Source organism: Citrobacter sp. S46_ASV_140 (assembly GCF_018919545.1).
In the GTDB taxonomy this organism is placed as follows: domain Bacteria; phylum Pseudomonadota; class Gammaproteobacteria; order Enterobacterales; family Enterobacteriaceae; genus Citrobacter; species Citrobacter braakii.
The window spans coordinates 1-13,943 of record NZ_JAHLRC010000092.1 but is presented as its reverse complement, the minus strand read 5'-3'; the positions used below and the strand labels follow the sequence as shown (position 1 = coordinate 13,943).

The 13,943-nt window shown below is 50.7% G+C and carries 11 protein-coding genes and 1 pseudogene; 5 read left to right on the top strand and 7 right to left on the bottom strand.

Translation table 11 applies throughout. The features are described from left to right. From KQJ19_RS18240 to xni, 4 genes are all read left to right on the top strand, one after another. Window positions 1-615 (top strand): pyrimidine/purine nucleotide monophosphate nucleosidase domain-containing protein (locus KQJ19_RS18240; protein ID WP_216403950.1); only part of this gene is annotated, 615 nt, incomplete at its 5' end. 562 nt (window positions 616-1,177) lie between these two features. Continuing rightward, the gene (locus tag KQJ19_RS18235; RefSeq protein WP_016154247.1) at window positions 1,178-2,467 is read left to right on the top strand and encodes an HAAAP family serine/threonine permease; all 1,290 of its coding nucleotides are present in this window, start codon (window positions 1,178-1,180) and stop codon (window positions 2,465-2,467) included. Between the two features lie 53 nt (window positions 2,468-2,520). Further along, window positions 2,521-3,888, top strand: a complete 1,368-nt coding sequence (locus KQJ19_RS18230; protein ID WP_016154248.1) for an L-serine ammonia-lyase — start codon at window positions 2,521-2,523, stop codon at window positions 3,886-3,888. 137 nt (window positions 3,889-4,025) lie between these two features. Further along, on the top strand, window positions 4,026-4,781 hold the full coding sequence (gene xni, locus KQJ19_RS18225) for a flap endonuclease Xni (RefSeq protein WP_016154249.1): 756 nt from the start codon (window positions 4,026-4,028) through the stop codon (window positions 4,779-4,781). A gap of 91 nt (window positions 4,782-4,872) precedes the next feature. Here the strand turns inward: xni and fucO are convergent, their stop codons facing one another. The 7 genes from fucO to KQJ19_RS18190 all read right to left on the bottom strand — a co-directional run bounded on the left by fucO (window position 4,873) and on the right by KQJ19_RS18190 (window position 13,047). Further along, window positions 4,873-6,021, bottom strand: a complete 1,149-nt coding sequence (gene fucO / locus KQJ19_RS18220; protein WP_103766722.1) for a lactaldehyde reductase — start codon at window positions 6,019-6,021, stop codon at window positions 4,873-4,875. A gap of 27 nt (window positions 6,022-6,048) precedes the next feature. Continuing rightward, window positions 6,049-6,696, bottom strand: coding sequence for an L-fuculose-phosphate aldolase (gene fucA, locus KQJ19_RS18215; RefSeq protein WP_003034062.1), 648 nt, complete (start codon window positions 6,694-6,696; stop codon window positions 6,049-6,051). 141 nt (window positions 6,697-6,837) lie between these two features. Then, window positions 6,838-7,836, bottom strand: coding sequence for a LacI family DNA-binding transcriptional regulator (locus tag KQJ19_RS18210; RefSeq protein ID WP_016154251.1), 999 nt, complete (start codon window positions 7,834-7,836; stop codon window positions 6,838-6,840). A 66-nt stretch (window positions 7,837-7,902) separates the two neighbouring features. Beyond that, window positions 7,903-9,483, bottom strand: a complete 1,581-nt coding sequence (locus KQJ19_RS18205; RefSeq protein WP_016157360.1) for an FGGY-family carbohydrate kinase — start codon at window positions 9,481-9,483, stop codon at window positions 7,903-7,905. A 53-nt stretch (window positions 9,484-9,536) separates the two neighbouring features. Continuing rightward, window positions 9,537-10,487 (bottom strand): ABC transporter substrate-binding protein, encoded by a 951-nt coding sequence (locus KQJ19_RS18200; protein WP_016157361.1) that lies wholly within the window; start codon window positions 10,485-10,487, stop codon window positions 9,537-9,539. A 73-nt stretch (window positions 10,488-10,560) separates the two neighbouring features. After that, window positions 10,561-11,544 carry an ABC transporter permease gene (locus KQJ19_RS18195; protein WP_003034055.1) on the bottom strand — a complete coding sequence of 328 codons (984 nt, stop codon included), beginning with the start codon at window positions 11,542-11,544 and terminating at the stop codon, window positions 10,561-10,563. Window positions 11,545-11,547: 3 nt separating this feature from the next. Then, entirely contained in the window at window positions 11,548-13,047 is a 1,500-nt protein-coding gene (locus tag KQJ19_RS18190) for a sugar ABC transporter ATP-binding protein (RefSeq protein WP_047499376.1), read from the bottom strand. A gap of 463 nt (window positions 13,048-13,510) precedes the next feature. On the opposite strand from KQJ19_RS18190, the pseudogene fucI reads away from it, so the two are divergent. After that, a pseudogene (gene fucI / locus KQJ19_RS18185) lies at window positions 13,511-13,943 on the top strand (L-fucose isomerase); the annotation flags it as partial.

Here is a 13,943-nt window from a genome sequence, read left to right as displayed (position 1 = left end):
GGTATAATCATCTTCCCAGGCGGCGTAGGGACAGCAGAAGAACTGCTGTATCTGCTGGGGATCCTGATGAACCCGGCCAACAAAGATCAGGTTTTACCGCTGATCCTGACTGGACCAAAAGAGAGCGCCGATTACTTCCGCGTGCTGGACGAATTTATCGTGCACACGCTGGGGGAAGATGCGCGTCGCCACTATCGCATTATCATAGACGATGCAGCAGAAGTGGCTCGTCTGATGAAAAAAGCGATGCCGCTGGTGAAAGAGAACCGCCGTGACACCGGTGATGCCTACAGCTTTAACTGGTCGATTCGTATCGCGTCTGATTTGCAGATGCCGTTCGAGCCGTCCCATGAAAACATGGCTAACCTGAAGCTGTACCCGGACCAACCTGTGGAAGTACTGGCGGCAGACCTGCGCCGTGCGTTCTCGGGGATTGTAGCCGGTAACGTGAAGGAAGTCGGGATCCGCGCCATTGAAGAGTTTGGCCCGTACAAAATCCACGGTGACCGCGAAATGATGCGCCGCATGGACGATCTCCTGCAGGGCTTTGTTGCACAGCATCGTATGAAGTTACCAGGCTCCGCGTATATCCCTTGCTACGAGATTTGCGCCTAACCTCCAACAGCCGCCAGCAGACGCTATCGCGGTGACAGTTTTGTCCATATCAAAGCCGGGTTTGGCGCATCAGCCTCCCGGCTTTTTTTAGTGATACCAGTCACATAGCTCAGACGATCATATAAATACCGATGATGTTTCATTAAAAATAACGCGCTACGCAAACGATTACCTTTAAAACCCAACCGTGATTTATCTTAGGAAATTATTATTAGTCGCCAAAATCCTCTAAAAACAACAGTTTTTACAGCGTAACGCTCGTATCTTCGCGCCTTCGCTTTCATGATATATGTCGTTAATGTTAGCCTTCGCGCCCGTAAATTCGCTTTGACTATTTTTTAACAGATTAATGGTCCAAATTTATCCACATAAAAGGTGGATTATTGCATTTGGGATCGCGATCACTGATACATTCATTACTAAAATGTATCTTTCCGCCCGCAAATTATTACGGCGAAAAATTATATAAAAAATCGCTCAACGAATTTCGATTTACAGTCGGGTATTTTCTCATTGGATTGACCCCAAACCCGACTTTTTAAGCTTCCTCCAGGAGAAATAGATGGAAAACACTCAAACCAGCACTATCGTTACGGGCCAGACCCGCAGCGCATGGCGCAAGACAGATACCATGTGGATGCTGGGCCTTTACGGCACGGCGATTGGCGCGGGTGTATTGTTCCTGCCGATTAACGCAGGCGTAGGCGGTATGATTCCGCTGATCATCATGGCGATCCTTGCTTTCCCAATGACCTTCTTTGCACACCGCGGCCTGACTCGCTTCGTGCTGTCCGGTAAAAATCCGGGTGAAGACATTACTGAAGTTGTAGAAGAACACTTTGGTGTAGGCGCAGGAAAACTGATTACCCTGCTCTACTTCTTCGCTATCTACCCAATTCTGTTGGTCTACAGCGTAGCCATCACCAACACCGTCGAAAGCTTCCTGACCCACCAGTTGGCAATTACGCCGCCGCCGCGCGCAATCCTGTCTCTGATCCTGATTGTCGGCATGATGACCATCGTGCGTTTCGGTGAGCAGATGATCGTGAAGGCGATGAGCATCCTGGTATTCCCGTTTGTTGCCGCCCTGATGCTGCTGGCGCTGTACCTGATCCCTCAGTGGAGCGGTGCCGTTCTGGAAACCCTGTCCTTTGACTCTGCAGCAACCACCGGCAACGGACTGCTGTTGACCCTGTGGCTGGCAATTCCGGTAATGGTATTCTCCTTCAACCACTCACCAATCATCTCCTCCTTCGCCGTGGCGAAGCGTGAAGAATACGGTGATGAAGCTGAGAAGAAATGCTCTAAGATTCTGGCATTCGCTCACATCATGATGGTGCTGACCGTTATGTTCTTCGTCTTCAGCTGCGTATTTAGCCTGACCCCAGCGGATCTGGCCGCAGCGAAAGAGCAGAACATCTCTATCCTGTCTTACCTGGCAAACCACTTTAACGCGCCGATCATTGCCTGGATGGCACCGATCATCGCGATTATCGCTATCACCAAATCCTTCCTCGGCCACTACCTGGGCGCACGTGAAGGTTTCAACGGTATGGTGATTAAGTCTCTGCGCGGCAAAGGCAAAACCATCGAAATCAACAAACTGAACAAAATCACTGCGCTGTTCATGCTGGTAACCACCTGGATTGTGGCGACGCTGAACCCAAGTATCCTCGGTATGATTGAAACCCTGGGTGGCCCTATCATCGCGATGATTCTGTTCCTGATGCCGATGTATGCAATTCAGAAAGTACCGGCAATGCGTAAATACAGCGGCCATATCAGCAACGTCTTCGTTGTGATTATGGGCCTGATCGCTATCTCCGCTATTTTCTACTCTCTGTTCAGTTAATTCCCCTGCGCCGCTCCTCGGGGCGGCGCACCTCGATACACAATGGACGCCTCATGATTAGCGTATTCGATATTTTCAAAATCGGCATTGGCCCTTCCAGCTCCCACACTGTTGGCCCGATGAAAGCAGGCAAACAATTCACGGATGACCTGATTGCACGCGGAATTCTCACTGACGTAACCCGCGTAGTGGTTGATGTCTATGGCTCCTTGTCTCTGACGGGGAAAGGTCACCATACCGACATCGCGATTATTATGGGCCTGGCGGGTAATCTGCCGGATACCGTAGACATTGATGCCATCCCGGCCTTTATCCAGGATGTGAATACTCATGGACGTTTGCTGCTGGCGGACGGTCAACATGAGGTCGAGTTCCCGGTCGACAAGTGCATGAATTTCCATGCGGACAATCTGTCCCTGCACGAAAACGGGATGCGTATTACCGCACTGGCGGGCGAAAAAGCCATTTATAGCCAGACTTACTATTCCATTGGCGGTGGGTTCATCGTTGATGAAGAACATTTTGGTTTACCGAACAACTCTCCGGTAAACGTGCCGTATCCGTATAAATCTGCGGCTGATTTGCAACGTCATTGCCAGGAAACCGGCCTGTCGCTTTCCGGTCTGATGATGCAAAACGAACTGGCGCTGCACAGCAAAGAAGAGCTGGAACAACACTTCGCCAACGTCTGGGACGTCATGCGCAGCGGGATTGAGCGCGGCATCACCACCGAAGGTGTATTGCCGGGCAAACTGCGCGTTCCACGTCGCGCGGCGGCGCTGCGTCGTATGCTGGTCAGCAGCGACAAAACCACCACTGATCCGATGGCGGTTGTTGACTGGATCAACATGTTCGCGCTGGCCGTGAACGAAGAAAACGCTGCCGGTGGACGCGTGGTTACGGCGCCAACTAATGGCGCATGCGGGATTGTTCCTGCCGTGCTGGCGTACTACGACAAGTTTATCCGCGAAGTGAACGCTAACTCGCTGGCACGCTACATGCTGGTCGCGAGCGCCATTGGTTCACTGTACAAGATGAACGCCTCTATCTCTGGCGCCGAAGTGGGCTGTCAGGGTGAAGTCGGCGTTGCCTGCTCCATGGCTGCGGCCGGTCTGGCTGAACTGCTGGGCGGTAGCCCAATGCAGGTGTGCATCGCGGCGGAAATCGGTATGGAACATAACCTGGGTCTGACCTGCGATCCGGTTGCCGGCCAGGTACAGGTACCGTGCATTGAGCGTAACGCCATTGCTTCGGTTAAAGCAGTGAACGCCGCACGTATGGCGCTGCGCCGTACCAGCGAACCGCGCGTGTGCCTTGATAAAGTCATCGAGACCATGTACGAAACCGGTAAAGACATGAACGCCAAATACCGTGAAACATCTCGCGGCGGTCTGGCGATGAAGATTGTCACCTGCGATTAAGTCCCACCACGTTTCAGGATCTGTAGGCCGGATGAGGCGCTCGCCGCCATCCGGTCTACGGATAACGCTATTTCGCAACACTCGCCTCCCCTCTCCGTGAATGTTACCCTACAAACTTATTTGTTAGGGAGAACACCGTGGCCGTCCACCTGCTCATTGTCGATGCACTGAACCTTATCCGCCGCATTCACGCCGTACAGGGCTCACCCTGCGTAGAGACGTGCCAGCACGCGCTCGATCAGCTGATTGTGCACAGTCAGCCTACGCACGCCGTGGCGGTATTCGATGATGAAGCGCGCAACAGCGGCTGGCGTCACCAACGGTTGCCTGACTACAAAGCCGGTCGCCCCCCGATGCCTGATGAATTGCACCAGGAAATGCCCGCCTTACGCGCCGCTTTTGAACAGCGCGGCGTCTGTTGCTGGGTCTCCAGCGGGAATGAAGCCGATGATTTAGCCGCAACCCTGGCGGTTAAAGTGAGCCAGGCGGGACATCAGGCTACCATCGTCTCAACCGATAAAGGCTATTGTCAGTTGCTCTCCCCGACGCTGCGTATTCGTGACTACTTCCAGAAGCGCTGGCTGGATGCACCGTTTATTGAGAAAGAGTTTGGCGTGCTGCCGCAGCAGTTGCCTGATTACTGGGGACTGGCCGGGATCAGCAGTTCGAAAGTACCGGGGGTTGCAGGTATTGGTCCCAAAAGCGCCACGCAGTTGCTCGTACAGTTTCAACATCTGGAAGGCATTTACGCGCATCTTGATGAGGTACCGGACAAGTGGCGCAAGAAACTAGAGATGCACCAGGAGATGGCGTTTCTGTGTCGCGATATCGCACGGCTGCAAACGGACTTACATATCGACGGAAACCTGCAGCAATTACGGTTGGTGCGATAGGTCTGTTGCCGAATGGCGCTGTGCTTATCTGGCCTACACGTCGAACACCCCGGTAGGCCGGATAAGGCTTTCACGCCGTCACGCTGAAAAATTACCAGGCAGTGTGGTACAGCTCAACGATATCCCCAAGATTCGCTTCACGGGGATTTCCCCCGGTACAAACATCGTCAAATGCCGCCTGCGCCAGCGCAGGAATATCCTCTTTACGTACGCCAACATCGCGTAAATGCAGCGGGATCCCTACATCGCGGTTAAGGGCGAAGACGGCATCTACTGCCGCTTTACGTGCCTCTGCCAGCGTCAGTTCTTCAACCTTAACTCCCATCACCCGGGCGATATCGCGGAATTTTTCCCCGGTGAATTCGGCGTTATAGCGCATCACGTGCGGCAGCAAAATGGCATTTGCTACGCCGTGCGGCGTGTTATAAAACGCGCCTAAAGGGTGTGCCATTCCATGCACTAATCCCAGACCAACGTTGGAAAAGCCCATCCCGGCCACGTACTGGCCCAGCGCCATCGCTTCCCCGGCCTGGGTATCGCCCGCAACGGAACCACGTAATGCCCCGGCTATCATTTCAATGGCTTTAATGTGCAGCGCATCGGTAAGCGCCCATGCTGCCCGCGTAATGTACCCCTCAATAGCATGGGTCAGGGCATCCACTCCGGTGGCAGCTTTTAGCGCCGCTGGCATGCCGTCCATCATGTCAGCATCAATGAACGCTACCTGTGGAATGTCATGAGGGTCGACACAAACAAACTTACGCCGATTTTCTTCGTCAGTGATCACGTAGTTAATGGTCACTTCCGCTGCCGTTCCCGCGGTGGTTGGGATAGCCATAACCGGCACGCTCGGGCTGCGCGTTGGCGATAACCCTTCAAGGCTGCGTACATCCGCAAACTCAGGGTTATTATTGATAATGCCAATCGCTTTACAGGTATCCTGAGGGGAGCCTCCGCCGATGGCGATCAGATAGTCTGCGCCGCTTTGCTTAAAGACACCCAACCCTTCCTGCACCACCGCAATGGTTGGGTTAGGAATAACGCCTGAATAGATTTCCCATGCCAGACCAGCAGCATCCATTCGGGAAGTCACCTTATCGACAACGCCGCACTGCACCAGATTTTTATCAGTCACAATCAACGCCTTGCGATAACCACGACGGATGACTTCATCGGTTAATGCACCAACAGCTCCCCGGCCAAACCATGCCGTTTCGTTCAGAATCATTCTGTTCGCCATCGTATTTCTCCTTTTCGCTATGCGAAATTACTCTTCAATGCGTAATCCGTAAGATTTGAATTTCTCCAGCACAATGGCGATCTCCTCGTCATCCAGCACCGGCACCGGGTCAACAATCGCCAGCGTGCTCAGATAAAGGCGGGCCAGAACTTCCACTTCATGCGCCAACCACAGTGCTTTTTCCAAATTCGCTTCACAAGCAATCAACCCATGGTGCTGTAAAAGCGTTGCCTTACGGTTTTTCAGGGCGACGCTCACATGCTCTGACAGCTCTCGTGTACCAAACGTCGCATAAGGCGCACACGGAATAGAGTTCCCCCCTGCCGCCGCAATCATGTAGTGAATTGCCGGGATAGGGCGATTAAGAATAGAAACGGCCGTGCAATGTACGGCATGGTTATGGACAACCGCATTGGCATCGGGACGCGTCTGGTATGCCGCCAGGTGAAAACGCCATTCACTGGAGGGTAATTGTCCTTTATCATATTTCCCGTCGTTATCTACATACACGATCATATTTTCAGTAAGTCTTTCGTAAGGAATACCGCTGGGCGTGATCAGCATCCCATTTTCATAACGCGCACTCACATTTCCCGCCGTCCCCTGATTCAATCCAAGGCTGGTCATTTCAAGGCAGGTTTCAATGATTTCTCGCGACAAACGCATTCTTTCCATAATGATTCTCCGGGTACAGTTTCCCCTCGTCTTTATTGCGAAAAATGCAGCCGCAGAGTAAGACGGGTCAGGTTTCAGATACAGGCAGCCACTGAACGTATATATTCAGGTTCAGTAGGCCGATTTATTTATAGCGGCGTATTAAGGTTGTCTTACGCGCTTAATAAGTTTCATCTCAACTTTTACAGTTTCTTTAATTGGCTGGTCATCAATAGCACTCATCATCATATCGAACGCTTTTTCCGCCCAAACATTTTCATCCTGCTGCATTGACCAGACATTATTGGCGAGGAATCCCAGCATTGGGTGTTCATCGAATGTCCCAATGTTAATTTCAGGTGGAATTGTGCCAAAACGATTACGAATAGCATTAATGGCCCCCTCCAGTACGGGTAATGATGAGGCGATAAATGCCTGTGGACAACCCTGTTCGCCGATCAACTCATCCATCAGTCGATAACCACCCTCGGGCGTGTTGTCCGGACCTTCGCGCACCCAATCGCTATGCAAAATACCATTATTGTTCAATGCATTAAGATAACCTTGTAAACGGTCGCCGATGCTGGGTAATCCCGTATCTCCCACCAAAAACCAGATCGGCGACTTTCCAGCGTCAAACAAACTTTGCGTCAATTTTTCGCCGCCCAAAATGTTATGGCTTTCTACCAGAGCGTTATCGGTATACTTAAAATCACGGTCAAGTAACACCATCGGTTTTCTGACCTGACGTAAATGGTGCTGCTGATTCTCTAATGTTGAGGGAACAATAAAAAGGCCATCGACATTGCGAGCTATTAACGCTTTGGTCAGTTTATTTTCGTAATCAACATCGTCATAGGTACAGCTAATCGTTAGCTGATAACCGGAACGACGACAGCGTTGCTCAAGTTTTTCTGCGAGTGTGGCAAAAAACACGTTAGAAATATTGGGCACAATCAATCCCAACGTATCCGTTTTATTCAATTTCAGGCTGCGTGCTGAATGGTTAATGACGTAACCATAGCGCTCGACATATTCATTAATACGCGTTTGGGTTTTGACACTGATTCGATATTGCTCTGCTTTCCCGTTCAGCACCAGTCGTACGGTCGTAACCGATAAATTCAGATCGCTGGCTATCTGTTCTACTGTTTTAGCCATTTATATGCCCCAGTTCACATCCAAAAACGTCAATCTACAATCATAAAAGTATTTTAAACTTTTGTCTTACTGCATAAGTTGGTTAATCGCCTGCTGCTGATCCCACATCATCAGATAAGCCTGATATTTGCGGTCATAGAAGTTCCGCCGTGCCGGGTTAGCCTTAATCACCTCGCCTGATCGAACCATCGCCTGGCATGCAGATGGAATATTTTCCCACGCGCCGCAGGCAACCGCGCCAGTGATGGCCGCCCCTAACGTCACCGCATCCTCTTCCTGCATCAGATGAATATCGCATCCGGTGGCATCGGCATATTCTCGCAACCATAGTGGGTTATGCGTTGCGCCGCCGCACAGCGTCAGTCGGGAAATGGTGTGACCGTTTTCGCGCATCACTTCCATAATATGCCGCGTACCGCAGGCGATCGCCTGTAATGTCGCCAGGTACAGACGAGCAACCTGCATCTCGCCTCGCTCAAGAGTCAAACCGCAAACACTCCCCCGGGCATCGGGTCGCGCGCGCGGTGAACGATTACCGTGATGATCGGCCAGCACATGCAAATAACGACCTGGCTCTGACTCCTGCGCCTCAAGTGCGGCAACCCATTCATTAACTAAAACGATGGGATGGCAACCCCGCGCCTCAGCCTTGTGAAATAGCGCCGCGCTGGCTCCTGACTCCTGAAGCGTCCAGTCGACTAACGCCCCAGCGGCACTTTGCCCCCCTTCTGTCAGCCAGTAGCCTGGCAGCATGGCTGACCAGTACGGCCCCCATACACCTGGTGTATGAATTTCCTGCTCGCTGCACAGCATATGGCAATTTGACGTTCCGCTGATCAACGCCAACGTCCCCTCAGGCTCAACACCGGCAAGCGCTACTCCGCCCGCATGGGCATCAATCATTCCGCTGGCGACGACCACTGCAGTCGTCAGCCCCAGTGCCTGGGCCGCATCGGTGCTAAGCGTTCCAACGGCAGCGCCTGGCGGCAGGATCCGCGACGGGATTTTTCCCAACAAATCCGTTAGCTCAACAGCGTCAAGCAAAGAGTGGCTAAAGCGTTGTTCATGTGCCAGATAGTTCCATTTACACGTCAGCGTGCACAGACCAGCAACATCACAGGCGGTAGCTTTAGAGACCAGAAAGTCCGCCAGATCGTAGAAGCGATACGCACTCTGCCAGGTGGCTGGAAAATGGTTTTTCAACCACAGTACTTTAGGAAGCTCCATTTCGACGCTGACTTCACCGCCAACGTAGCGCAGAGCCGGATCCTGCGTGGCGTTTATACGTTGCGTCTCCTGCGCCGCACGATGATCCATCCACATGATGATGTTATGGTCTGATGGTTCGCCTGGCGAAACTGCCAGACCCCGCCCCTGTTCATCCAGTGCCACCAATGAACAGGTGGCATCAAATCCCAATGCGCGAATCTCCTCAATGCGAACCCCGGATGACGACACCGCCTCCTTCACTGCATGGCAAACCTGCTGCCAGATTTCTGCAGATGACTGCTCAACCCGCTCAGGACCGGGTCGAAACTGCGAGATGGCGTGTGTCGCAAAAGCCAGCCGTTTGCCACTGGCATCAAAGACACCAGCCCTGACGCTGGCGGAACCGACATCCACACCGAGGAAATATCCACTGCCCATAGTAACTCCCTGACGCTGGCGAATGATGGGGCGAGCACTTCGCCCCAACGGTGTTATTTTTTACCAAATGGGTGTAACAGCTTGTCAATTTCCGGGGTGTCAATGTTCTTCGCATTAACGAATTTAACCGGAATATCAATTTCTTTCGGTACAGACTGACCCGATACCGCTGCATTTAGTGTCTTGATACCCTGGTAGCCAATCTGATAAGCGTCCTGCACGACAAAGCCCTGAATGACCCCAGACTTCAGGAAAGCAATGATTGCCTCGGTGCTATCAAAACCAATCACTTTCACTTTGCCTTTCAGGTTTTGACTATCAATGGCGTTTGCTACGCCCAGCGTTGAGCCTTCATTGGTGCCATAAATCCCTGCAATATCAGGGTTGGCCTGGATCATATCGATGGTTTTATCCATCGCTTTTTGCGGATCGCCATCGCTGTACTGGACCGGTAGCACCTGGATTTCCGGGTATTTCTCCTTCATGCGGGCAATAAACCCTTCCGAACGCTCAATCGCTGAGGAGGTCCCCGCTACGTGCGCAATAATGCCCACTTTACCTTTGCTACCCACTTCCGCAGCCAGTGCATCCGCCGCTTCAGCACCGGCTTTACGGTTATTCGTGGCGACAAAGCTCACTGGAATATCGGAATTCACGCCGGAGTCAAACGTCACAACTTTAATGCCGCGTGAATTTGCGGTCTCAACTAATGGCGCCAGCGCATTGGCATCTAACGCTGCCAGCAATAGCCCATTGGGTTTTTGCGCCATCGCGTTTTCAACTAGCTGAATCTGCTCGGCAATCTGAGTTTCATCCGCCGGGCCAACATAGCTGGTTTTATCACCCGACTCTTTTGCTGCCGCTTCCGTCCCCATTTTTACGGTTTGCCAGAATTCATGCTGGAAACCTTTACTGACCACCGGAAGGTTCATATCTTTAGCCAATACGCTGGATGTCATACAGGCCAGCAGGGATAACGCATAGACAAAATTCCTGGTTCTCATTGTTTTACTCCGTTCTGAGTGAGTCACCCTAAACGTCAGGGTTATGATGCCCCGTGACTTCCGGGAGCGTAAATCAACGAATTTTTTTGCGTAATGTATCGAGATAAACCGCAGCAATGACCACCACGCCCATGGCCACCATTTGCCAGAACTGGGAAACCCCCATCAGGTTCAGACCGTTTTTCAACACGCTCATAATGAATGCGCCGATGATAGTCCCGCCGATGGTGCCAATTCCTCCCATCAGGCTCGTACCGCCAATAACAACCGCCGCGATGGCTTCCAGTTCATAACCCACGCCAACCGTTGGCTGACCAGAGTTCAGACGTGAGGCCAGAATAACGCCGGCGATCCCGGTCAGCAGACCACAAAAGGCGTAGACGAAAATTTTGACGCGTTGAACTTTAATACCGGAAAGATGTGCGGCCACCTCATTGCTACCCACAGCGTAAACATAGCGACCAATCACCGTTTTCTTCAGGATGTAGGCGGCGATTAGCGCCACCACCACCAGGTAAAAAACGGGATAAGGCAACACATCGAACAAACGTCCCTGGGCCAGCATTTTGAAGGTGGGGTAATCAGCGAAATAAATCGCACGACCATCTGTCATCACCATATTGATGCCTCTGACGGACATCATCAGGCCCAGCGTGGCGATAAAAGGTGGGATAGTCATTTTGGTGACCAGCAGACCATTGATATAGCCGCATAATCCACCGGCCAGCACCCCGGCCAGAATACATACGGGCAGAGGCAATCCCAGCGTGGCGCTGATGCCCACCGCAACACCAGAAAAGGCCACCACCGAGCCAAGAGAAAGGTCGATTCCTGACGTGATAATGACGAAGGTAACGCCAATCGCCATAATGCCAATCACTGAAGTTTGCAGAGCGATTGTCATGATGTTTTCAGTGTTAAAGAAAAATGGCGAACCAAAGCTAAAAAATATTACTAAAATAATCAGACTCAAAAGCGGCGCAAGGCGCATTAAAAGTTCTTTGTTAATTTTTATTTTCTTATTATTGCTGTCTGAAGAGGTTACAGAGATAGTCATAAATTAGTCCTCTAACGTCGCATATTGCATGATTTTTTCTTGTGTGGCGTCATCAGAAGCTAACTCCCCGGTAATACGTCCATTACGCATCACTAAAATGCGATCGCACATACCCAGCACTTCCGGTAATTCAGAGGAGATCATGATAATTGACTTCCCTTTTGCCACCAGTCGATTCATTAATTCATAAATCTCAAGTTTGGCACCCACATCAATACCGCGAGTGGGTTCATCAAAGATGAGAATATCGGTGTCTTTACACACCCATCTGGCAATAATAATTTTCTGCTGATTACCACCACTTAAATTCAGAGCAGCCTGTTCTAAATGTGGTGTTTTAATGCGTAGGGCTTTCACCTGTTCTTCGCTGGTTTTCTGACAACGTTTGCTGTCCACGTTGCCATAACGATCGGAATACTCAGGATAATTGCCCAACATAATATTGCGCTCAACGGACAGTCCTAATGCCAGCCCCTCTTTTTTCCTGTCCTCGGTTAAATAGCTGATACCCTGTTTGATAGCATCAGGAATATCTTTAATTACCGTCACGCTACCGTTCAGCTTGAGGGTTCCGCCATCAATGGGATCCGCACCAAAAATCGCCCGCGCCAGCTCAGTACGTCCTGCCCCCATCAGACCGGCGAAGCCCAAAATTTCGCCCTGATACAGAGTGAAATCAATATTGTTCAATACGCCATTGCGCGTCAGACCGCTTACTTCCAACACCGGCTTGCGTTGAGCCAAAGGTTCGCGGCGAGGATAGATATTGCCAAGATCGCGTCCAACCATCATGGCAATCAGATCGCTAATTTTAACCGCATCATAATCCACAGTGGCAATAAACTGACCATCCCGCATCACCGTCGCGCGATCGGCGATCAGCGCCAGTTCCTCTAACCTGTGCGAGATATAAACAATGCCCGTTCCCTGTTCTTTCAGCAAACGAGTTACCTGAAATAAGCTGTCAATTTCCGTTTCAGTCAGTGCTGCCGTCGGTTCATCCATAATAAGAATCTTGGCATTCACCGATATCGCTTTAGCAATCTCAACCATTTGTTGTTGCGCGACGGTCAGATCGGCCACCAGCGTTTCTGGAGAGATATTCAGGTTTAATTTTTGCAAAATATCGATAGCTGCCTGTCGCTGTTGTTTTTCATCCAGACGCCAGCGATTATTTTTGCAAAACTCCCTGCCAATAAATATATTTTCTTCCACCGTGAGTTCAGGGAAAAGGTTAAACTCCTGGTGAATGATGGTGATACCTGCGCTTTGTGCACTTAACGGGTTCGCAAAAGTAACAGGTTGTCCCTCAAAAATAATATCCCCTTCATCAGGCTGATAAACACCAGATAAAATCTTCATCAACGTAGACTTTCCTGCGCCATTCTCACCCAGCAGCGCATGAACCTCTCCTTTGCGTAAAGCAAAATCCACATTACTCAACGCTAATACGCCGGGAAAACGTTTCGTAATATGACTCATCTGTAAAAATGTTTCAGACATTGCTGCTTTCCTCAATATACAGAAACTGCAATCAGTGAATCAGGCGCAAAACGTTGCCAGGGAGCCATCGTCACCGTTAATGCGAATACTACCTATAAGTTCATATGCGTTTTATCAATTATGCTAACTCGAGTTAGCGAAGTGCCTTTTAAAGCTATTTTAGCTACTCAAAATAGCCAAATCATTTGGTTTAAAACTGTGACGCTGAACAGACAATTTATTACAACCAATTAATTTAAAAAGGATTTATTGAAAATAACCGTCCGGGTTTATTTGACACAGATCGAATTTTAACCACTTCTCGTGAAGCCTCTCACAGTTCCACAACAAAAAAGTTGTGCAAAAAACTCTCTAATACCTAAGCTAACTCGAGTTAGCAAAAATGGGTTATTCAGCCAACTGCGACGGTGGTGTTCAACATCCGCTTTTGCAGCACGGCATAAAGTGAGATGAGGAACCTCGAATGAACAAAAATAGCTTACCGAAAATTGGAATTCGTCCGGTGATTGATGGGCGCCGTATGGGTGTTCGTGAATCGCTCGAAGAGCAAACCATGAATATGGCCAAAGCCACTGCTGCGCTGATCACAGAGAAACTTCGTCACGCCTGTGGCGCACAAATTGAATGTGTGATTGCCGACACTTGCATTGCCGGGATGGCTGAATCTGCCGCCTGTGAAGAAAAATTCAGCAGCCTGAACGTAGGCGTGACGATTACTGTTACCCCATGCTGGTGCTACGGTAGCGAAACCATCGACATGGATCCTATGCGCCCGAAAGCTATCTGGGGCTTTAACGGAACAGAACGTCCCGGCGCAGTTTATCTGGCCGCAGCATTGGCTGCGCATAATCAAAAAGGACTTCCCGCCTTCTCTATTTACGGCCATGACGTACAGG

Excerpts from the sequence above, each read along its gene's own strand:
- KQJ19_RS18230 (WP_016154248.1), top strand. The coding sequence starts at position 2,521 with ATGATTAGCGTATTCGATATTTTCAAAATCGGCATTGGCCCTTCCAGC.
- KQJ19_RS18195 (WP_003034055.1), bottom strand. The coding sequence starts at position 11,544 with ATGACTATCTCTGTAACCTCTTCAGACAGCAATAATAAGAAAATAAAA.
- KQJ19_RS18235 (WP_016154247.1), top strand. The coding sequence starts at position 1,178 with ATGGAAAACACTCAAACCAGCACTATCGTTACGGGCCAGACCCGCAGC.
- KQJ19_RS18205 (WP_016157360.1), bottom strand. The coding sequence starts at position 9,483 with ATGGGCAGTGGATATTTCCTCGGTGTGGATGTCGGTTCCGCCAGCGTC.
- KQJ19_RS18200 (WP_016157361.1), bottom strand. The coding sequence starts at position 10,487 with ATGAGAACCAGGAATTTTGTCTATGCGTTATCCCTGCTGGCCTGTATG.
- fucA (WP_003034062.1), bottom strand. The coding sequence starts at position 6,696 with ATGGAAAGAATGCGTTTGTCGCGAGAAATCATTGAAACCTGCCTTGAA.
- KQJ19_RS18210 (WP_016154251.1), bottom strand. The coding sequence starts at position 7,836 with ATGGCTAAAACAGTAGAACAGATAGCCAGCGATCTGAATTTATCGGTT.
- fucO (WP_103766722.1), bottom strand. The coding sequence starts at position 6,021 with ATGGCGAACAGAATGATTCTGAACGAAACGGCATGGTTTGGCCGGGGA.
- KQJ19_RS18190 (WP_047499376.1), bottom strand. The coding sequence starts at position 13,047 with ATGTCTGAAACATTTTTACAGATGAGTCATATTACGAAACGTTTTCCC.